16 protein-coding genes are annotated in these 20,863 nt (G+C 41.1%); 5 read left to right on the plus strand and 11 right to left on the minus strand.

Annotated features, from left to right (window positions below; genetic code table 11):
* Positions 1-21 precede the first annotated feature (21 nt).
* Positions 22-1,152: a hypothetical protein gene (locus C1E24_RS04780; protein WP_138479233.1), complete on the minus strand. Its 1,131-nt coding sequence runs from the start codon at positions 1,150-1,152 to the stop codon at positions 22-24.
* A 132-nt stretch (positions 1,153-1,284) separates the two neighbouring features.
* Positions 1,285-1,731 carry a DUF3293 domain-containing protein gene (locus C1E24_RS04785; RefSeq protein ID WP_138479235.1) on the minus strand — a complete coding sequence of 149 codons (447 nt, stop codon included), beginning with the start codon at positions 1,729-1,731 and terminating at the stop codon, positions 1,285-1,287.
* Positions 1,732-1,940: 209 nt separating this feature from the next.
* On the opposite strand from C1E24_RS04785, the gene C1E24_RS04790 reads away from it, so the two are divergent.
* The gene (locus C1E24_RS04790) at positions 1,941-2,651 is read left to right on the plus strand and encodes a hypothetical protein (RefSeq protein WP_138479237.1); all 711 of its coding nucleotides are present in this window, start codon (positions 1,941-1,943) and stop codon (positions 2,649-2,651) included.
* Between the two features lie 150 nt (positions 2,652-2,801).
* Complete coding sequence (locus tag C1E24_RS04795) at positions 2,802-3,128, plus strand: hypothetical protein (protein WP_138479239.1); 327 nt, start codon at positions 2,802-2,804, stop codon at positions 3,126-3,128.
* 32 nt (positions 3,129-3,160) lie between these two features.
* Here C1E24_RS04795 and C1E24_RS04800 read toward each other — a convergent pair whose 3' ends face one another.
* The 7 genes from C1E24_RS04800 to C1E24_RS04830 all read right to left on the minus strand — a co-directional run bounded on the left by C1E24_RS04800 (position 3,161) and on the right by C1E24_RS04830 (position 13,731).
* Positions 3,161-4,609: a phosphomannomutase gene (locus C1E24_RS04800; protein ID WP_138479241.1), complete on the minus strand. Its 1,449-nt coding sequence runs from the start codon at positions 4,607-4,609 to the stop codon at positions 3,161-3,163.
* Between the two features lie 45 nt (positions 4,610-4,654).
* Positions 4,655-6,073 carry a mannose-1-phosphate guanylyltransferase/mannose-6-phosphate isomerase gene (locus tag C1E24_RS04805; RefSeq protein ID WP_138479242.1) on the minus strand — a complete coding sequence of 473 codons (1,419 nt, stop codon included), beginning with the start codon at positions 6,071-6,073 and terminating at the stop codon, positions 4,655-4,657.
* A gap of 77 nt (positions 6,074-6,150) precedes the next feature.
* Complete coding sequence (locus tag C1E24_RS04810) at positions 6,151-6,870, minus strand: substrate-binding periplasmic protein (protein ID WP_171040783.1); 720 nt, start codon at positions 6,868-6,870, stop codon at positions 6,151-6,153.
* Between the two features lie 28 nt (positions 6,871-6,898).
* On the minus strand, positions 6,899-7,801 hold the full coding sequence (locus tag C1E24_RS04815) for a prenyltransferase (RefSeq protein WP_138479246.1): 903 nt from the start codon (positions 7,799-7,801) through the stop codon (positions 6,899-6,901).
* 136 nt (positions 7,802-7,937) lie between these two features.
* The gene (locus C1E24_RS04820) at positions 7,938-10,700 is read right to left on the minus strand and encodes a tetratricopeptide repeat protein (RefSeq protein WP_138479248.1); all 2,763 of its coding nucleotides are present in this window, start codon (positions 10,698-10,700) and stop codon (positions 7,938-7,940) included.
* Between the two features lie 251 nt (positions 10,701-10,951).
* A complete protein-coding gene (locus tag C1E24_RS04825) occupies positions 10,952-11,815 on the minus strand; it encodes an AraC family transcriptional regulator (protein WP_138479250.1) in 864 nt (287 codons plus the stop codon).
* Positions 11,816-12,309: 494 nt separating this feature from the next.
* Positions 12,310-13,731, minus strand: coding sequence for a PQQ-dependent sugar dehydrogenase (locus C1E24_RS04830; protein WP_138479252.1), 1,422 nt, complete (start codon positions 13,729-13,731; stop codon positions 12,310-12,312).
* A 250-nt stretch (positions 13,732-13,981) separates the two neighbouring features.
* On the opposite strand from C1E24_RS04830, the gene C1E24_RS04835 reads away from it, so the two are divergent.
* The 3 genes from C1E24_RS04835 to C1E24_RS04845 all read left to right on the plus strand — a co-directional run bounded on the left by C1E24_RS04835 (position 13,982) and on the right by C1E24_RS04845 (position 19,466).
* A complete protein-coding gene (locus C1E24_RS04835) occupies positions 13,982-16,066 on the plus strand; it encodes a TonB-dependent receptor (RefSeq protein ID WP_240721947.1) in 2,085 nt (694 codons plus the stop codon).
* 832 nt (positions 16,067-16,898) lie between these two features.
* The gene (locus tag C1E24_RS04840) at positions 16,899-17,696 is read left to right on the plus strand and encodes a hypothetical protein (RefSeq protein WP_138479256.1); all 798 of its coding nucleotides are present in this window, start codon (positions 16,899-16,901) and stop codon (positions 17,694-17,696) included.
* 18 nt (positions 17,697-17,714) lie between these two features.
* Positions 17,715-19,466 (plus strand): serine hydrolase, encoded by a 1,752-nt coding sequence (locus C1E24_RS04845; protein WP_138479258.1) that lies wholly within the window; start codon positions 17,715-17,717, stop codon positions 19,464-19,466.
* A gap of 63 nt (positions 19,467-19,529) precedes the next feature.
* Here C1E24_RS04845 and C1E24_RS04850 read toward each other — a convergent pair whose 3' ends face one another.
* Together C1E24_RS04850 and C1E24_RS04855 are read right to left on the minus strand one after the other, a co-directional pair.
* The gene (locus C1E24_RS04850; RefSeq protein WP_240721948.1) at positions 19,530-20,195 is read right to left on the minus strand and encodes a hypothetical protein; all 666 of its coding nucleotides are present in this window, start codon (positions 20,193-20,195) and stop codon (positions 19,530-19,532) included.
* 151 nt (positions 20,196-20,346) lie between these two features.
* Positions 20,347-20,805 (minus strand): winged helix-turn-helix domain-containing protein, encoded by a 459-nt coding sequence (locus C1E24_RS04855; RefSeq protein ID WP_171040785.1) that lies wholly within the window; start codon positions 20,803-20,805, stop codon positions 20,347-20,349.
* Positions 20,806-20,863: the final 58 nt, after the last annotated feature.

Genomic DNA, 20,863 nt, shown 5'->3' on the forward strand with positions numbered 1-20,863 from the left:
TGCTTTGCTAGTCACATCTATTTAAGGGCAGGGGCCCTCAAAAGAAAACAATGGCTCTCCGTTTAAGTCGTAATATGTGTGTTTACATGTATCTCTTTGCAAGTTTCCTCCACCTCTAGAGTTAAGAGGTATATTACGCCAACTTGGCGCAGCGCCACTTCCTGGGTTACTGCCAGACGATACCGTCTTTTTGAACTGCTTATCTATAGCATCAGCTAAGCAAGGTGAGATGTCACTTGCTTTGAGTGTTCCAGCAGAGGCGCCACTGTTTTTAATTAGATGCAATGGAATCCCACCTACATGAGAAAGCCTCTCATCAGTGCTTACATCTATTGAGCCCTCAACCATTTTAAGCTTAAACACCACATTATTTCTGGCTGCAGCTCCAAGATGCCATGAATGGCTTACCGTAAAGTCAGTAATCACGTTTTTAGTTTCGTCAAAATACTCAACTGTTCCACCAACCCCAAAACCACCTAAAGCAACTTGAAAGTTTGCTCCTGTTATACGATAACCTTGGAACGAGTTTTTATATTTTTCATCACGCCTAGCTTTGTCATTTGCATGCGTCATTATCTTACCTTTCGCAATAAGATTATGAGCTAGTTCCATAGCCTTACTTTCTGGACTATTAGAACAGTCTGTAGCCATAAGCAATATATCATTTTCGACTCTTTGCTGATTAAACATCGAAAATGAGTTGCGAGATTGTTTTTTTATAAGAGCATTAAGGTCAAAGTTAGCTCTAAGATCACGAGTGACATTAGTCATAATCTTATAGCCATTTCCGGTGTTAATAAGCATTTCCTTTATTTGAGCTGGGACTTGCTGCATTTCTCTAATTTCAACAGACATCTCATGAAAAGGCCGACCTTGATTGGTGTAACCGATGTAGAAGCCATAAAACTGTTCTTGTTGAAGATCATAAACCACTAACTTAGTTGTTGATGATCGACACTGCTGATCATCGGGTGTACCTCCCCAATCAACAAAACACTCAAGCTCAGGCTGATATTTATAACGCCTTGCAATTGACTTTGCTTCAGTGTAACTACAGTCATCACAAATAACTGATTCATAGTTAATACGAGCGTGTGCTTTATCAAAAAAGCAAAAGAATAAGACTAAAAAGAAGTAGATTGGTAATTTCATTAATATATCCTTATGTTAAAGCAAAAAATTAACACACCCCCCCCCCAAAAAACAACACCCTTGTTACAAACACTTTTTACTCCACACTAAAAAAGCAATAAATTAGTATTAAAAACTGGTTTAGATGATCATCTAGAATAGAGATATTCGACCATGCCTAACTAGCCAACGCTTTTTTAGGTGTTTGCTTATAAAACACATAGGCTTAGTTTGTTTCGAGCAATGCAAACTCACTCGTTCTCGAACGCTGACATAATAAAATGCTAATTGCTTAAAATGGGTTGATAAATGCTGAGCTTGCTGCAATGAGCAGGGTACAAATATGCTCAACTCGCGATAGCTCATATCCTCATTACCGCCCCACAATCTTTTGTAAGCAATGCCTTGCGCTCGAAGATAACGCATCGCCGCTCTTTCGAGCCGTTTATTATGCGCCAAAGTTAAATTCTTCCCATGAGGGTTCCATAAGCTGATAATCGCGCCAGCTCTATGACCTGTTACTGTCTGACAAGGCATAACTCGACAAGTACTTTGAAAGTAACTGTGCTGATAAATTTGCCAGAGTGTTTCTTCGATCATGCAGTCTCCTTAAACGAGTTAACTTGAGCCCTAGTTAACTATTCAGTTTAGCTAACTGACTAATATAGTGAGGAAAAAAGCTAACTTTTCGTTAAATTGAAAAACACGCTTTACACGAAAACTTACAATTCATTACAAATCAAACACTTGCAAATTGGTCATTATATTGCTTTAACTATAATAACAAAAAAGCACATGTAGGAATTAAGATGCTAAAAACCCTTTTACCTCTAAGCGCAGCAATTTTATTAAGTGGTTGTATTGTTCATGTTAAAAATGGCCCGGGCAGCGCACCTAAGTATTTTGATAATCAACAACTCACTCTAAGTGCCGCAAACCTAAAACTATTAGAAACCGAAGCTGGCGCTGGTAATTTATCAATTGTTGGTAGCGACAGCGCCACTGACATTACCGTAGATGCAGAGATTTTTGCTTACAGCGCTGATGACTTCACACTCACACTAGAAGACAAAGGCAGCAGAGCCGAGCTGGTTGCAAGAGCAAGTAATTCAAATAATTGGCAAGTAAATAGCCCTGGACCTAAAATCAATCTAACTATTACAGTACCGAGTAGCTTGGGTCTGATCATTGACGACGGCTCTGGCAGTATTGATATCAAACAAGTGAATGGTGACATTGAAATCGACGATGGTTCTGGCAGCATAGAAATCTCAGGAGGTAAGCATATCGAGATTGAAGATGGCTCAGGCAGCATTACCGTAAACAACACTCAGGGCGACCTAAAAGTTGATGATGGCAGCGGCGATATTTATGCTAATGAAGTATTAGGCACAGTCACCATTGACGACGGCTCAGGCAGTATCAGTGTAAATGGTGCTGGTGCTTTAGTCATTGAAGATTCAGGTTCAGGCGGTTTGCAAATCAAGAACATCAAGGGCAAAGTTGAGATTGACGAGTAACCTATAAACTTAGCAACCAGCTCTCTTATACCAATCCTTTTAATTAAGAGAGCTGTTTTGAGGATTGGTATGAATAGTCTGGCCATCCGTCGCATTGACTGATGGCCCAATAACAAACAATTAAATATATCAGCGATACAAGGAGCAAGCATGGAAGTTATCATTGAAGTACGTCAAAAGTCAGTGTCAATAAAACAAATCTTAATGGTGGTTGTGTCTATTATTTGTATGACATTAACCGCTTACATATCGTCTTTGTTTATGGCTGACTTTGATAGATTTAACCTGCAAGCAAATGAAAAGCTCGCATTTGTGTTCGGCAGCGCTCTAGCACTTCCTTTAGCAAGCTTAATTATTTCGCAATTATTAATTGAATATCGTGGCCTAAAAAATGCGATTAAAGCTGTATTTTATTCTTCGGTACTGGTTTTAGCAGCCCAAACCCCAGTTGTATTTCAACTTATCAGTAAGGTTTAGCACTTTTTATAGACAGTGTAGCAAAGTGAATGTCACTTCGTTGTTGCTGCCTGTTCAGTTAAATAGCTCAATTTGGCTTTTAAGCAATCCATTAATGTTTCGGCTCTTTTTCCAGAGTCAGACTCAACATAACAGCGCATTTCAGGTGCATTACCTGAACAGCGAAAATGCACTATGTCTTTGTTACTCAGAATCAATCGAGTACCGTCAGTATTATCGAACTCAATGACACGATATTTAATATCCAATTCGGCAAGTAAACGTGCTGTATCGCTTTGTAGCGCCTTTAAGAAAGCAAGCCCAACATGAGAAGGCACATGTTCTACTTTGCCACTGGCAGTATAGCGTTTTGCTAAACCCGACATCATTTTAGATATTGGCTGCTTAGCTAATTGAGCTAAAACAACTAAAATAGGTAATAAGGCATCTCGGGTTGGCAGCGCAGATAATAACTTACCGTCTTCATCAATATCGCTTGCAAGTAAATACCCGCCGTTTGCTTCAAATCCAGCTACTTTTTTGTGCTGCTTTTGTAATTGTACAAATGCCTCAATAACAAACGGAGAGCCTATTTTTGTTCTCGCCACTTGCTTAAAACAACCACTCAACTCAATCGCTGAATTGCAATTAATGGGCACGCTTAGAGCTTCTATTTTTAAAAATTGACTAACCATTAAACCGAGTACATCGCCTCTAAGCCAATTACCACACTCATCCGCCACAAGTGGTCTGTCGCCATCACCATCAGTAGAAATAATGGCATCTAGATTGAGTTCATTAGCCCAAATTTTGGCTGTTTGCTGATCTTCTTTACTTACCGCTTCGGTGTCGATTGGCACAAAGGTGTCGCTCCTGCCAAGCTCAACAACGGTTGCATCCAATTGCTGGAGTAGTCTGAGGTATAGATCTCGACCTGCACTTGAATGGGTATAAACGCCTATTCGCTTAGCTGTTAAATTCAGCTCAGAAAAGTAATTTAAATAACGATTGATATAGGTATTTGTAGCTGACTCACATTCAATTAACTCTGGAGCACTCAGTTCATCAGGAAGCTCGATGTATTGACTTAAAATACCTTGCTCATCAAACTTGCTGATCTCGCCTTCTGGGTAATAAAACTTCAAACCATTTCGATCAAACGGAATATGACTGCCTGTTACCATGATACAAGCCTCCCCTCTCTGCATTGCGGCATAGGCTAAGGCAGGTGTAGGTAAGACCCCATGAAACTTATAATCCAGACCCAATGCTATTAGACCCGAAGCAACACCTTGGGCCATCTCGTAGCTGCTAGGGCGATTATCAATACCAATAGCGACACACAGGTTGTCATCGCTTAATTTATCGCAACGCTTACCATGCTCAATGAAAGCCATTGCGAACGCAACACACACATTTTGCGAAAAATCTTCGGTTAAACCACGCGCACCACTGGTGCCAAATTTAATGGAAGTATTTTGAATGAGCTTTGAGACATTCACTTTTTATGGTGCCTATTAATAACTTTTCTATTGGGAAATAGCGCCTTATTCACGCCCATAATCATCTTCAAAACGAACAATATCACTCTCATCTAAATAGCTGCCCGACTGAACTTCTATCAGCTCTAAAGCTGTTTTACCTGGATTTTCAAGGCTATGAACGGCTGTAATAGGAATATATACAGACTGATTTTCGGTCACATACTGAACTTTGTTATCTATTGTAACTTTGGCAGTGCCACTTACCACCACCCAATGCTCTGCTCTATGGTGATGCATTTGCATTGATAAACGTGCACCTGGATTTACTGTGATCCGCTTCACTAAAAAGCGCTCACCTTCGTCAATGGCATCAAATTTTCCCCAAGGACGGAAGACTTCACGGTGTTGATGAATTTCAGCACGAGATTTTTGTTCTAGCTGAGCAACCACTTTTTTGATCGCTTGAGTATTATTCTTATCAGCAATTAACACTGCATCTTTGGTTTGTACTACCACCACGTCTTTTACACCAACCGTGGCTAATAGTTTATTTTCACTCAGCAACAGGCTGCCTTGAGTGCCGATTGCGATCACATCACCACCAATTACATTTTGCTCATCATCTTTATCAAGTAGCTCCCAAAGCGCATCGAAACTGCCTACATCGCTCCATTTAGCTGCCATGGGTATCATCACCACAGCATCATTTTGTTGTGCTGTTAAAGGCTCCATGATCGCATAATCTATTGAATCACTTGGGCAAGCTAGAAAGGCTGAGGCATCTACACGCGTAAAATCTAGGTCATCTTGTTGCTTTTGCATGGCGTTAAAGCAAGCTTCAAATATGTCATGGTTAAAACGCTTTAACATGTTTAAATATACTTGGGCTTTAAACATGAAAATACCGCTATTCCATACAAACAGGTCTGATTCAACATACCCCTTTGCAGTTACTTCATCGGGCTTTTCAACAAATTGTTTAACTGTAAAGCCCCTTTCCAAAGGCTGGTCTTTCTGGATGTAACCATAGCCAGTATGCGCAGAGGTAGGTTCGATACCAAAGGTGACTAACTTACCCTCTCCCGCACTCTCTGTGGCCAGTGTTATCGCATTTAAAAACAGTTCAACATCGCCAATATCATGATCGGCAGGCATTACTAACAAAGTTGCATCAGGATTTGTCTCTAATGCTTTAAATGCTGCCAATGCAATCGCGGGCGCTGTATTGCGTCCCTCTGGCTCTAAGATAATAGGTAAATGTGGTATCTCACTTAATCGCACTTGCTCAGCGGTTAAAAATCTATGCGCTTCATTACTAATAATAATCGCGGGGTCATGTTCGAGGCCTTTTAATCTCAGCAAAGTTTGTTGCAACAAAGACTGCTCGCCAGTCAAAGGCAAAAACTGTTTGGGGTAATGAGTTCGAGACAAAGGCCACAAACGTGTGCCTGAGCCACCAGCAATAACAACGGGTACGATCATAGTATGAATTTGGCTTTTAGATGAGGTTCACCTCGCCATTTTAAAAGCCTTTGTGCTTAATCGCAAAACCTTAACTTTTAAAGTTTAAATTCGTCGATAAGGGCTAAATTTAATCGTTTATGTTTGTCGAAAGCACGCTGAAATGCGTTGATGACCACATCGGGAACGTCTTTACTAAATGCAAAATAATCTTCGACGGTGTCTAGTAGAAACACCTCATCAAAATCATCGACTTGTAACATTTTTCTATTAATGGCTTTACGTAACCCAGCTCGAGAGATTGCCATTAACTCAACACGTTTAGCCTTAAACATTGCCAGTGCTTGATACATATTGTTTGTTTCTACAATTTGCTCTTCGGTAAAGTGAGCATCTAATACGATTTGCTCTGTGGCATCATGGCGTATCACCGCAACCGAATGGCTATGTAGCTCAGATAGCTGCTTGGCTTTGAGTATTTTTCCTTTTTTAGCAATTAATATGTAATCAACAGAATAGATGGGACCTACCCACTTAAACTTCTCAGCTCTTTGAGGTGTTTTCGACATGGCAAATAAGACGGTGCTTGGCTTGCTGATGATTTCTTTATAACCGCGTGCCCAAGGCACTACTTTTATGGGCTGTGCTTTAATTCCTAATTCTTGCCATATTGCCCGCAGCATTCTCACAGAGATCCCTCGCAATACCTCCCCCTCATAAAATACCGATGGCGGATAATCTTCAGCGTAGTAGGTTAAAGATGTAGGTAAATCTACCTGCTTTTCAGGCTCGGCCCATAAAGAAAATGAAACGCTCAATAAAACAACAAGTACTCGAATATACAAATCAGATAGGCCCGTTTAAAAGGAGTATGACCGACAAAACAAGAGGCAATAAGTTCGCTGCAACAACGTTTAACGCCATACTTTGGGGATGTTTTGCTATATCATGTTTCAACTTTGCTAATTTAGGAATAGCCAAAAAGTTTAATAGTAAAATAGGCGTCAACCAGATGGCATTAAGAGGCAAGACTGACAAATACAATGCTAAAGCCATAAAAAGTAATGCCAAAGCTGCTGATACCGAAAAACAGATAATAGCCGCGCTCACTGAGTAAGAAATTGCAAAATGCTTACGACCTACTTGTTGATCAGCTTTAATATCAGGTAATTGATTCACTAGCAGCAGGTTATTAATGGTGAAGAAAGGAATAAGCGCTATCAACAACACTTGCCAATTCAGTGTTAGTCCTTGCGTAATGTAGCTGCCCAATACCATCAGTAATGCAAACCCTAAGCCCGGTGATATTAAACATAACCAAGGGTGTCGATTTAAGGTGTTTGTGTAAGTAACAATAACTGCAATCCCCAGTAAACCTATCATCAACATAGGCAAACCGAAGCGATACACAAAATAAATACCAATAAGAAACAAGCTACCTAATGCCAGTTGGAAAAGACTTAAAACTGACTTTTCCAATGCGCTATTTTGCTTAAGTAAGCCACTACCGCCACTAAATGGCGTTCGCTCAGTTATTAAATCTAAGCCGCTATGAAAATCTTGATACTCGTTTAATGTATTCACTGCGACCGCAGACAACACAGACCCCATGCAGGCTAAAAGAAAATGCCAGCCATGAAACTCTGCACCATGATATTGCGCAATCGCATTACCTAAAAGCACACACAGCGGTGCTAATAGCAAGAAAGGTGGCCGTGTACTTGGTAATGCTGAGATAAAGTTTTTCATGACTTGCCCAGTTAAGAACTAGAGTACTTAGATTAGCAAGTTTCTTTTTGTGAACATTGATTTAGCACAAGTTAATCAATAGCAGAGGTACAATGAAGTGAAGCAATCAAAGCCTAGTAGCATCCTATTTAAACATTTATACAAGTAATTTCTCATGCACCTTTTCGACTGTGAATCTAAACTTTGCCCCGCCAAGTTCAGAGCGCGCACAATTGATTTCTCCACCCAAAACCTGTGATACCAGGTTAAACACAATATTAAGCCCAAGACCAACATGGCCTCTGTGACGCGCTAGTGTGTAGAAAGGGTTGAATATCTTCGTTAATTCGTTTTCAGCCACACCAATACCATTATCTTCAACAAGCACCTCATAAAAATTATTATGCTCATTACAAGATACGCTAATACTCAACTGACCATTGGGTTCAGCATGATTGATGGCGTTACTGATCAATAACTCCAAAACCTGCATTAACGGATCACTATAAGTAGTAATATTCCCGCCAAATACCCCAAGAAGCTCAACATGCTTGGGGGCTCCAGATGCTTGCCAAGCAGTTTTAAACGCAGCATTAACCAAATCAGCAAAGCTTTCATTTGCGCGCCCTTCGCCTCGTTCAGAAACAGACACTCGCTTAAATTGCTCAACCAAAGCGGAGGTGCGATTAACACCGCTAAATATTAGGTCCCCACTTTCAGCCAGAACCTTAAAACCTTCGGTTAGTTCTGCTTTAGTGATTTTATTTTCTTGTATCTTGGTATTAAGCTGCTGTAATTCAGCATGTAAATGTGTTACTGCCATCATTGCTGTACCAAGCGGTGTATTGAGCTCATGCGCAAGCCCTGCGACTAAAGAGCCCAATGCGGCCATTTTTTCAGCTTCGACCAAACTTTGTTGTGTTGCTTTTAAGTCATTCAGTGCAACCACTAAGTCTTTGGTTCGTTGCTGAACTCTTTGCTCTAACTCAGTATTTAACACAACTAAGTCAGCCTCTTGTTGCTTCAGGATTGTAATATCGTGTTGGATCCCAGCTACCCTTAAAGGTCGGCCTTCGGAGTCAGACTCTACAACTTTGCCTTTGTCTTGTACCCAAGCCCACTCACCGGCTTTATTTTTTACACGATATGCAACTTCGAAAGCCTCTTCTTGCTGATTTTGTATTGACTCTAAATGTGCTGTTAAGCGGTGAAAATCATCTTGATGCACGTGAGCTTTTAAGTTTTGCCAGGTTGGATCTACTTTTCCATCGGGTAATGCACTCAAGTCATCAGCATTCTCTCTCGATACAGTTTGAGTTTTTAAATCCCAGCTCCATAACACATCACCACTCGCCCAAAGTGCCAAACTTAACTTCTGCTCTTTTTCGGCTATTTCTGATTGACTTTGTTTAACTAATGTCAGCTCTCGTTTATTGACCCTTTGTCTATAAAAGTACCAAAGCAATAGCAAAAAGCTCACTACTGCGAGCATCAATAAATTTCTTTTACCGATTTTGTTATTTAATTCTGATTCGGTTAGTTTAGCTTGCTGCTTCACAAATTCTAAGTTGCGCTTGGTTTCTTCAATTTGATTCTGCACAACAAGCATTTCAACCCGCTGCTGGCTATTTAAATCAAATAATTTGTCTTTACTCTGCCTAAAAGTAACCTGCATATCATACGCCGAGCGAAAGTCCCCAATATTTGCATACACTTGAGATAACAACTCATAGGCTTTAAACAACACCACATTTTTTTGCGCTTTTTGTGCGTACTCAATTGCTTCTTTTAACAGAGATACTGCCGACTGATACTGCTGAGTTTGCATCGCTAGGTTAGCTTGCTCCACTAACCCTTCAGCTATACGAGATGCAGAGTTTCGTTTTCGGTAGGTTTCCATGGCCATCGCTAAAATGCGTTCAGCATCTTCATAACGCCTCTCGATGATCGCTATCCGTCCTAAGTACAAATTGGTTGAACCAAGTAGCATTCGATTATTTAATTTATTCGCCAACTCCTCTGCTTTTGCTAAGTAAGATTTTGCTGTTGCTAAATCTCCAGCTAATCGGTGGGTTTCACCCAAATTATTAAATGAATAGACCATGCCCCGCTCGTAGCCAATCTCACGTTTGAGCTCAAGTGATTTGGTATGCATCTCAATGGCTTCTTGGTGTTTTCCGAGGTCTTTATAAACAATGGCCGTGTTATTAAAAGCAATGGCTAAGCTTTTCTTATTGCCTACTTTTCTTTGTCCTTCAATCGTTTGTAATTGATAACTTAACGCGTTATCTAAATCCCCTATCGACCGATAAATTGAGCCAATTCGACCTAAGGTATGAACAACACCCATTTCGAGATCGATCGCTTTATAGTTTTCTTTGGCATTCAATAACCATTCAAACGCACGGGTAAACTTTGACTGAGAGAAATAAGTCATGCCTATGGCGCTTTGTGTATCTGCTAACAACTTGTAATCGCCTTGATGCTCAATCATAGACAAAACATTAAAGCGATCGGTTAACGCCAAATCGCTATTTGACTGCTCTTCATAGATAGTTGCTCGTTGCAATAGCGCTTCAACAGTCACATCCGATAAACCTTCAGTGGTTGATTCATTGATAACTGTATCAAGCAAGATTAATGCATCTCGACGATTACCAATAAAGTTAAGCGCAACCCCTTGCCACAAATACAGATATAATTTTTCTTTAGGGTACTGATTAAGGGGTAAATTTGGCTTAAGTGACTCTGTGAGAGCCAGCGCCTCCCTGGCATCAACAAAAGCTTGTGATCGCATATATTGATTTAAAAGCACTAATTGCTCATGTCCTTTTGCTGCTTTCACGTCATCAACACTGAGCACATTCGCCCTCACAAAAAAGCTCATCGAAAAGAAAAAGGCGAGTAAACAATAGCGCATTGATTGACTCTTTAAACCATGAACATAGTCAAAGTGTAGAGCCTAATTGGTAGGTTCGCGAATCTATCAGCATTAATTTGGTAATGCAAAATCAGCAATAACACATCATGGTGAGTTATTGCTCATCAAAGCATGTTTTATAAATGAACAACTAATAAAAATAGTAGGCATGACGATAGTATTAAATACCCAAAGGTTAAGTTGCGTGAAATATCAGCTATCCGTAGCTGTAACTCAAATAACGTCATCTTCTAACCTTTAAGGGGCAAATAGATATCAGTAATAAGGTCGCACTCATCAACTTGGTGCACAAAATTATGATATTCGAAGAAACAGCAATAGTCGCTCGGTAGTTCACCACTTTGAGGAAGCCACTGCTGGTAAAGCCAACGTATAGTTTGCTCCATGTTATCGTGACTGCCTAAATGCCTGACTTTAGCACAGCGCATGTGTGGAATAATCCCATTTTCGACACCAAACGCGTTATCAGGTACGTCTGCGTTTACCGAGCCGCACAGCTTAAAACGAAATGCGTCTTCAGCCATCGCTTCTGGGTCACCATTTGGCATGCCAAATGTTCGACTCGAATTGAGTGGTGAAAGCCCGCTGTTTTGTCGCCAAGCGATAAACTTGCCTGCACTTTCAAATATCTGTTTTGCTGACCCTTTGTGCTCTAAAAAGGCAATTTGAGTCTGTTCAAAGTTAATTATCTCGACCTGCATGGTCTGCACTCCTAAATTTTGCGGTGAAAAGTTAAAAACGTCATACCAACTAGGCCAATTTGCAGCTTGTCTAAACTTTGAAGGGCTTTGCTCAAACGTACGCTTGAAGGCGCGAGAAAACGCTTCCGCACTGTCAAACTTTGCTTCAAGTGCAATATCAATAATTTTGATATCACGCTCAAACACCAAGCGAAAAGATGCCCGCTTTAATCGTGCCAACAAAATGTACTTGCCCACATTTACGCCCATAAAAGCCATAAATACGCGATGGAAATGAAATTTAGATAAAGCCGCAACATCACTCAGCAAACTCACCGTTAATTCATCATCTAAATGTTGATTGATGTAATCGCAAACAAGCGAAATACGTTGCTGTAAAAGATTGCTTTGCATAAAGCGCCTATGTGTTAGTAAAACTGCAGACAAGCTTAATCATATCAAAAGCCAGATACTTGATTGAGATTGCTGAATGCTACAACAATTTTAAGAACGAGAAAGGCAATAAAAATTAGATAGGTAAAAGCAACGTCAGTCTTCAGGAGCTTGTAGGCGCGATTTTATATCGCGCAAAAAAAGCCCGGGATAAACCCGCGCCTACAGGTTATGAACACTCATTAACCCGACATAAAGTCGGTGCTACCAAGTGCTTTTTCAATTCATTTTTTGGGTTTTGAACTCGTTTCTCGCTAACTTACAGCTCGCAAACTAAAGATTTAAACCCGACATAAAGTCGGTGCTACCAAGTGCTTTTTCAATTCATTTTTTGGTTTTGAACTCGTTTCTCGCTAACTTATAGCTCGCAAACTAAAGATTCAACCCGACATAAAGTCGGTGCTACCGCGCAAAATACCGGTAGCAACGAGTTTATTTCGCGTCTTTATTCAGACTTATTTAGGCGCGATTGCAATGATCTTACTTTGATTGGCATTGCGGTCATTAATGGTTAAATAAATCTCACCATTCGGTGCAGTCACGACATCGCGAATACGACCTAGACCTTTTAATATGATTTCATCTTCTGTGACTTTGCCGTTTTCAATTCGCAAGCGGTGCAATTGCTTCTTCGCTAAACTGCCGACAAATAAGTCGCCCTGCCAATGTTTAAACTTGTTGCCCGTGTAGAAATTCATACCCGCAACAGCAATAGAAGGCGTCCATTGATGCACAGGTAGTTGCATACCGGGTAAATCAGTATGTGGCGTGATAGGCGTACCATTATAGTTCATACCATATGTCACTTTTGGCCAGCCATAGTTAGTGCCTTTGGTGATCAGATTTAATTCGTCACCACCACGCGGACCGTGCTCTGTAGACCACAGAGCTCCAGTTTTAGGGTGTAACGTTAAGCCCTGCGGGTTACGGTTACCGTAGGTCCAAATAGTTTTTTGCGCATCTTTTTCGTTATAAAAAGGGTTATCTTTTGGCACGCGGCCATCTTTGAAAATACGGTGTACTTTACCGTTTTGCGTAGTGATATCTTGCGCGCCATTTTGTAGCCCTTCGTCACCATTGGTAAAGAATAAATAATCGCCTTTAATGGCAAAACGAGAGCCAAAGTGCCAACCGCGATTTTGATGATTTTCTGGTTTGGCTTCAAATAAGGTTTGCTGCTCTACCCACTCTCCATTTTTAATTTTTCCGCGAACAATGGCTGTGAACGCCACTTCTTGCCCTCGGCTGTTTTTGCCTGCATCTTTACTATACGACAAGTAAATCCAACCATTGTTTTTATAATCTGGATCAGGATACACATCTAACAGCCCACCTTGACGCTTATGCCATACTTTAGGCGTGCCCTTAATATGCATTTTTTTACCGCCCTTCGTCATGTGCCAAAGCTCGCCTTCGCGTAAGGTATAAAGCAAACTGCCGTCAGGTAAAAAATCCATAGCCCAGATGATGCCATCACTGTTGGTCACTTCTTTGGTTGTCACCTTGTGATAATCCGTATTAAACGACTTGCCCATTTGCGATTCAGGCTGTTTCGCTTGCTTTGCTCTTGCACCTGCTTCACGAATATATACAACCAGAGTACGAATTTGCTCTTCATTTAACGTCGAGCCAAATGCAGGCATGCCTGCCGAAACAATACCGTTTTTAATGGCATTCGCCAGCGCAGTATCTGTGCCTTCTGTCATCCACTGGTTATCAATTAAAGAACCAGCCATGCCACCTGTTAACTCTTGACCATGGCACGACGCACAGGTTGTTTTAAATAGCTGTTCAACGTTCTGGTTATTAGCATGCGAGGCCATGCTCAACATACAAGCTGCACTTAACAGCGTGGTTTTAAACACTTTTTGATACATAATTTTGCTCGACGGTAGATCGTGTTTTGAATTTATTCAGTATAATGAGGCACTTTTATAATACCAATACTCTTAATTAAGTGATCTATTTTGAGGCAAGGAAAACTTATCGATAGCTAGGCGAAAATTTTGCTGTTTAGTTATTCTAAATAAGAAATTTTTAACGACGCTAGCGTTAGTTTTAATCCCTCAAAATGGTTCAAGTATTATTGAGGATTGGTAAAATATCGTCAAGCTTCGATAAAGGAACATGTCTGTGCGTGAAACGTTTAAATTTTCTATTTTGTCTTTGGCTCTTTTAGGTTGCGCAAGCATCAGTTTTCAGACCTTATCAAGCGCCAATGATAAAGACATCGAAACCCTAGTCACCACCGCCAACCGCACACAAACCCTGCATTTAGACTTGATTGGCAACACCAATAAAATTACCAAACAAAGTATTGAGCAAAGCAACGCTAAGCATTTAAACCAATTACTGAGCCAAGCATCGAGCACTTGGTTAAGCCGTGGTAATGGCCAAGAATCATTATTATCGGTGCGTTCACCTGTTTTAACTGGCGCAGGCTCGTGTGCTGAGTTTTTAACGCTTGAAAATGGTATTAGCTTACGCGCGCCAGGCTTTTGTAACGTAAACCAATTATTCGACACCCACTTTGAGCTTGCAGATAACATCGAAGTGGTGAAAGGCGCGAATTCATCTCGCTACGGTTCAAATGCCATTCATGGCACTATCAATGTGTTTAGCCCAAGTTTATATGCAACGCCTATGGTGAGCGTAGAATTAGGTGAAGATAGCTTTTATCGTGTAAATGGCCTTTACAGCCAGCAAACAGAAGCGCTCGATACCTTAGTGGGCTTAACACTTACCTCAGATGGCGGCTTTCAAGATAGTTCGGGCTACGAACAACAAAAACTCTCATTGTCGGCTTCGCACAGCTTAGGTGATTGGCAAACTACCCACAGAGTGACGCTAACCAACTTAGAACAAGACACAGCAGGCTATTTGCAACGTGGCGAAAACGCCTATCAAGATAAATCATTACTGCGCATTAATGACTTTCCAGATGCATATCGAAACAGTTTGTCGATGCGCTACGCCATGTTTAACACCTTGAATACGGAAGATGCAGTCTGGCAGGTTAATCCATATTTACGCCATACCGACATGGACTTTTTAATGCACTTTTTACCGGGCACACCTGTCGAAGAAAACGGCCATTCGAGTATAGGTTTACAAGTACGTCGCGCAAGTCAGCTGTCTGATATGTTCAGTTTAACGCTTGGCTCTGACATCGACATCACTCGCGGCTTTTTAAAACAAAACCAAGCCAACGACACCGAATCAAACTCTGCGTTTTTACGTGGCGTATTACCTCAAGGAAAGCACTATGATTATGACGTTGATGCGCTAAGTTTTGCCACTTACGCTCAGCTCGACGCCAAAATCACAGACGAACATAATGCCTTTGCAGCACTGCGTTACGATAACACCGACTACGATTATCAAAACAATTTAAGCACAGGTAATTTAAAAGACGATGGCACAGCCTGTGGCTTCGGGGGGTGTCGTTATACTCGCCCTGCAAGCCAAAGTATTCAATTTGACGATATCAGTTATGCTCTTGGCTACAGCTATAAAATTGATAAAAAAACACAACTATTCGCCAAACATGATCAAAGCTTCAGAGCCCCTCATACCAGCGAATTATACCGCCTTCAGAACGGTCAGCTCGCCAGCGATGTAAAAAGTGTCAAAGCCAGACAAACCGAAGTTGGTGTTCGATATATAGATAAAGATCTATTTGCTGAGCTCTCGGTTTATCATTTAAAGAAAAAAGACGGCATTTACCAAGACGCCGACCGTCAATATTTAAATGGCCTAGATACCGAGCACCAGGGCATCGAGTTTGCACTTAACCGCCAAGTAACGCGTACCATCAGTACAAAACTGGCCTTTAGCTATAGCGAGCACACTTATTTAAATAACCCAACTAATGGTGCGCAAATCAAAGGCAACGACATAGATACCGCGCCCAAATTATTACTTAACCTGCAGATCAATTGGCAAGTTACACGAACTATCATGGCTCAGTTAGAACGCCAGCAAATAGACGACTACTTTTTAGATGCCGCCAATACGCAAAGCTATGCTGGCCATAAAGTTTATAATCTGCGAGCAGATTGGCAGATCAATCCACAGTTAAGCGCGTCATTTGCGGTGATGAACATCACAGACGAGCGCTACGCAGAGCGTGCTGATTTTGCCTTTGGTAATCATCGCTACTTTGTTGGTGAACCGAGAAATATGAGTTTGAAATTAAAATATCAATTTTAGTTGGCGAGAGGCGAGCTCAAAGCCACAAAGCCCAGAGTTGAAGCCACCTCGGTAGCACCGACTTTATGTCGGGTTAATGAACGCCGCCAAACCTGTAGACGCGGGTTTACCCCGCGCTTTTTAAGCGCGATATAAAATCGCGCCTACATCCCCCACTGAGCTCTGCTGCTCCACTAAGTGCAGTTGGTAAAATGATATAGCCTCAAACTCAAACTCAAATCAAACGCGGTAGCACCGACTTTATGTCGGGTTAATAATCTCAGTTTGCGAGCAAAAAGTTATAGAGAGGCGGGTTAAAAAGCATGAAATAGCACTATTAATAAAAAAGCCACTATTTAATACTTTGGAAGAATATTAAACGCGGCTTTTTTCGCATATTTGCTTTTGGTAAACAAATGCATTATCTGTAATCCTAGCACCCAAAATATGGCCCAACATTGATAAGCTGTCAACTTCAAGAAGCTTAACCAAAATTAACTTTTTTACCCACACGACAAATGCCTAGCTCAAGAATGCAGCGATTAAATTGATACTATAAAAATAGGTACTAACCTTTACAGGGTTAAAAGATAAAGACAGTGCTTTCATACAAGCAAACCAAATAGCAGCGCCCCAACGCGGCTATTTTTCTTCGAGCTTTCCGAAAATGTAAACCCCCTTTACAACCAAACTCAATAATCAAACCTTCTTGTCAAAATCAGAATACTCAAAAAGAATGTTGAAAAGTGTTCAAAGCTGTACCTTTAAGCATACATTTTCGCGCAACTTAACAACAGTTTCTTACCCTTCATCCCTCTAAGCTAAACGCTCATTTCATCAAGGGATATAAAAAATGTCAGTCAAATTGTTTTCTCGTACACCCATTGCAACCGCACTTTTCGCCACCCTAGTACTAAGCGGATGTTCTAGTGACAAAGATACGCGCACCGAACTGCAAAAAGCCGAAGGCGTATGGAACAAAACCGCTTACGGCGCCGTGTTAGACATTCAAGATAACAAGGTAAGTGCTTATGAATACAATACATTTGCTTGTATTAAAGTGAACCAATTAAGCCATGAGCAAGCCAACAAAGAGTTCATCGCTGAGCTTAAATCGACCGATACCGCATTAAGCTTGCGAGAGAAAGGCGAAATTCATGCGCAAACCTATACCACAAATAAAACCCTACCAGCGCTGTGTAATACACCGATTGATGTCACTGAGAACGCAACTCCAAACCAAGTTTTTGAGTATTTTTGGCATGCCTTTAACGATTACTATGCCTTTTTTGAGTTAAGAGGCGTTGATTGGTCACAGCAATATGTAAAATTTAAACCGCAAATTAGTGATGACATGACTGACGAAGCACTATTTAGCACACTTGCGACTATGGTAGCCCCACTAAAAGACGGACACGTAAATATTTGGGCCAAAGACGCCAACTTTTATGTCGGTAAAGACAGCCCATTTCTGAAAGCTGCAATCGGTATTCAAGGAAATTACTTAAGAGCAGGCGAGCAAACCAGTCTGGATGACGTATTTAATACCATGCTTGGTCATTATACAGAAATTAGCAAAGCCTATTTACAACCTGACAGCATGTCGCAATTTCCTGCACAGAGTGAATTTCCGACCTTACTTTGGGGCTAAACCGCTGACAATGTCGGGGTGATCGTACTCAATAACTTAGAGAGCTTTAGTGACACCGATGATGCCACCGCCGAAGTGCAACTGACAGCTGCAGAAACATTACTCGATAAAGTAATGGCGCAATTAAAAGACACTGATGGCCTCATTTTAGATATACGTAATAATCAAGGTGGACACGATGCCATCGCCTTAGAAGTTGCCAACTATTTTGCAGATAAAACCGTACTCGCAGTTAATAAACAAGCAGTGACACCTGCTGGCATGGGCGTACCAGTTAGATATCAAGTGCTTAAAAATGACAGCGCTTATACAAACCCAGTTTACTTGCTAACCAGTCAAATGACGGTAAGTGCAGGCGAAGTGCTGGCTATGACTTTAGAACAGTTCGACCATGTTCATACTGTTGGTGAACCAACCTCAGGCGCACTGTCTGACATATTAACGTTTACGCTGCCAAATGGCTGGGAGATCGGCCTTTCAAACGAGGTGTATCGCAACGCTCAAGGCAAAGCATTTGAATTAACAGGTATTGTGCCTCAGCACGCACAGAGCGCCTTCTCAGTTCATTCATTCGACGAAGCACGCTTTACAAGTTATGACTTTGCGCTTGAGCAACTGAACAAACACACTCACCTAACACTTTCAGTAGATGAATTCGAAACAGCACTGGAGCAATTACAAACCAAAGGCAATATTCCCAGCATTGCAGTGGGCATCATTCATGACGGCAAAGTGGTGTATCAAAATGGTTTTGGGATCGCAGATGAAAGCGGTACCCCAGTGACAGCAGATAGTCGCTTTTACCTCGCTTCAGTCAGTAAAACTCTGCTGGGTGCCACACTGGCTCATGCAGAAGGTCAAGGGCAGATTAAATTAGATAAAAACATCGCACCACTGCTGCCGTTTTCAATTGATAACCCGACATCTGATAAACCCATTACCCTAAGACATTTGATCACCCACAGCAGTGGTATTCTCGACAATAACGCCGTCTATTTGTGTAGCTACTACTTACGTGACAACCATAGCAGTTTAATGAACTTATTGGCACAGAATAACAACTGCCCGCAAGTGATTGACCCAGATATGCCTCGCTTTTTCGAAAATTATTTGTCAGCGCAAGGTGACTATTATTTTAATGCAAACTTTAGCAGCCAATTTGGACTCACACCGGGTGATGCCTCTATTTATTCAAATGTTGGCGCAGCACTAGCGGGCTTTATACTTGAACAAGATAGTCAGCAAAGCCTACCTAGTTTGAGCCAAAAAACGGTGTTTGACCCACTCAATATGCACAACACAGAATGGGCCATCGACAAACCTCAAAAGCCCATTGTTCAGCGAGCGGGATTTAGCCCACAAACAGGCGAATTATTTACTCTGCCCGATTACGGCTCTGTCACATACAGCGATGGTAATGCCGTCTCTAGCGTGAAAGACTTGAGTCAGTTTTTGCTTGCCAGTATCCATGAAGGCAAAATCGGTGATGAACAAGTACTAGATCAAAACGCCGTTAAAAACATGCTATCGATACAATATGAGCCTGCACAAACCGTGCTCCAGCATGGCTACTTTTGGAATATCGACCAGCACTTTATTTCTCATGGCGGCACCGACTTTGGTGTTCGAAATAAAATATTTGCCGACCTAAAACGTAAAAACGGCTTTGTTTTATTGACCAACGCCGATGCGTTTAACGAAAACAGCGAACAAACTTTTACTGAAATAGAAGCGTTAGTAAGAACCTTTGCTAATGGTTATGAGGAATAGATAGAAATACTATTTAAATAGAGCGTAAAGCCCCTTTACGCTCTTTATACCTGATATAAAAAGTTAATCAATCGGCTCATACCTAGTCGGTAGAGCACTAAATTGCAGCCAAGTATCACTTTGCATCCAACGCTTCTTTTTAGGGATTTCAATCACCAACTCGTCGTCTGTTTTGTACGCTTTAGTTTTGCCTTTGCTGTCTTTTACCGTAATGGTTGCAGGAGCATCAAAGGTGAACTTTATTTCGTCCATACTTGGGACGAACATAGAAAAGCCACCAGCCATGTGTTCTGTGAAATTGTTGATATCATCAAGTAAAACAAATACGTCTGAGTATTTGAGTTCTTTACTCTCTAAAGGTTTTAAACTGGTATTAAGAATAAACCCAACATCGTCTTTGCTATAGTTCGAATGCAGTAAGGTCTTTTCAGCATCAGCCTGAGGTAGGATAGGCAAATTGATATTACCCTCTTTATCAAAGGTCGCATTAGCAATGACTTTTTCTTCTTGTTCGAGCCAAAGCTTTATATCGTCTATTTTGATTTCTTGGTTACCAATTTGTAGTTTAAAAAGCGGAGTGAGATATTTTGATTTTGCTTTATTAGTCGCTAAATCTCGGAGCTGATTTATCTTTCCATATTCAATGCTGCGCCCTTCTGCATAACTAAAATGACTAAAAAGAGAGGTGCTAAGTAATAGGCTTACTGCAAATACTGTTGATAATTTCATTATTATGCTTCCTTGGTAGTTTTGCTATTCATAGACCAAGAAGGGTACAAAAAAGTTCAAAAGGATTTTAAAAGACTATGATTTTTATAAAAAAATAGAGGGCAACAAAGCGATGTTTGCCATCGCTTTATTTAAAAAAGAGAGAAGCAAATTAAGACTTAACAGCCATCCAAATCGCTGTTGCCACAACTAAGGCTGCGGCGCCCAAAATGCCGAGCCAAGTGGTCGACTTGCTCTCTTTTGCAGGCTGCTCTGATGAACTTTCAGAAGTTGGCGCATCATTTTGCTGAGGACTGTCTGAGCTTTCATTGTTTTTTGACTCACTCTCAGCTTTGCTTTCCTCTGCAACAGGCGCTTTGCTAGTAGCCGCTTGTGACGCTGGGGCCGCAGCTACTTCTTCAGCTTGCTCTGTGACTTCGGTAAGCTCTAATTGCCACTGATAGCCTCTTTTTGAAAAGGTTTTAATGGCATCGTTACCAAAAATGGCACGTAAGTGACTGATGTTCTGAAAGACGACTTGTTCAGACACGGTTTTGTCTGGCCAAACCGTTTCTAACAGCTCTGCTTTAGACAGAATTCTATCGTTATTCAAAATAAAGAACTTGAGCATATTAGCAGCTCTGTCTTTTAGCTTAATAACCTTTCCGTGGCGGGTAAGGATTTTGTGT

This window comes from Pseudoalteromonas phenolica, from assembly GCF_005876835.1.
GTDB lineage: Bacteria > Pseudomonadota > Gammaproteobacteria > Enterobacterales > Alteromonadaceae > Pseudoalteromonas > Pseudoalteromonas phenolica_B.

Bases quoted from the DNA above. Each gene is read 5' to 3' on its own strand.
- C1E24_RS04790 (WP_138479237.1), top strand. From the start codon at position 1,941: ATGCTAAAAACCCTTTTACCTCTAAGCGCAGCAATTTTATTAAGTGGT.
- C1E24_RS04795 (WP_138479239.1), top strand. From the start codon at position 2,802: ATGGAAGTTATCATTGAAGTACGTCAAAAGTCAGTGTCAATAAAACAA.
- C1E24_RS04835 (WP_240721947.1), top strand. From the start codon at position 13,982: ATGTCTGTGCGTGAAACGTTTAAATTTTCTATTTTGTCTTTGGCTCTT.
- C1E24_RS04825 (WP_138479250.1), bottom strand. From the start codon at position 11,815: ATGCAAAGCAATCTTTTACAGCAACGTATTTCGCTTGTTTGCGATTAC.
- C1E24_RS04840 (WP_138479256.1), top strand. From the start codon at position 16,899: ATGTCAGTCAAATTGTTTTCTCGTACACCCATTGCAACCGCACTTTTC.
- C1E24_RS04785 (WP_138479235.1), bottom strand. From the start codon at position 1,731: ATGATCGAAGAAACACTCTGGCAAATTTATCAGCACAGTTACTTTCAA.
- C1E24_RS04815 (WP_138479246.1), bottom strand. From the start codon at position 7,801: ATGAAAAACTTTATCTCAGCATTACCAAGTACACGGCCACCTTTCTTG.
- C1E24_RS04780 (WP_138479233.1), bottom strand. From the start codon at position 1,152: ATGAAATTACCAATCTACTTCTTTTTAGTCTTATTCTTTTGCTTTTTT.
- C1E24_RS04850 (WP_240721948.1), bottom strand. From the start codon at position 20,195: ATGAAATTATCAACAGTATTTGCAGTAAGCCTATTACTTAGCACCTCT.
- C1E24_RS04820 (WP_138479248.1), bottom strand. From the start codon at position 10,700: ATGCGCTATTGTTTACTCGCCTTTTTCTTTTCGATGAGCTTTTTTGTG.
- C1E24_RS04855 (WP_171040785.1), bottom strand. From the start codon at position 20,805: ATGCTCAAGTTCTTTATTTTGAATAACGATAGAATTCTGTCTAAAGCA.
- C1E24_RS04830 (WP_138479252.1), bottom strand. From the start codon at position 13,731: ATGTATCAAAAAGTGTTTAAAACCACGCTGTTAAGTGCAGCTTGTATG.
- C1E24_RS04805 (WP_138479242.1), bottom strand. From the start codon at position 6,073: ATGATCGTACCCGTTGTTATTGCTGGTGGCTCAGGCACACGTTTGTGG.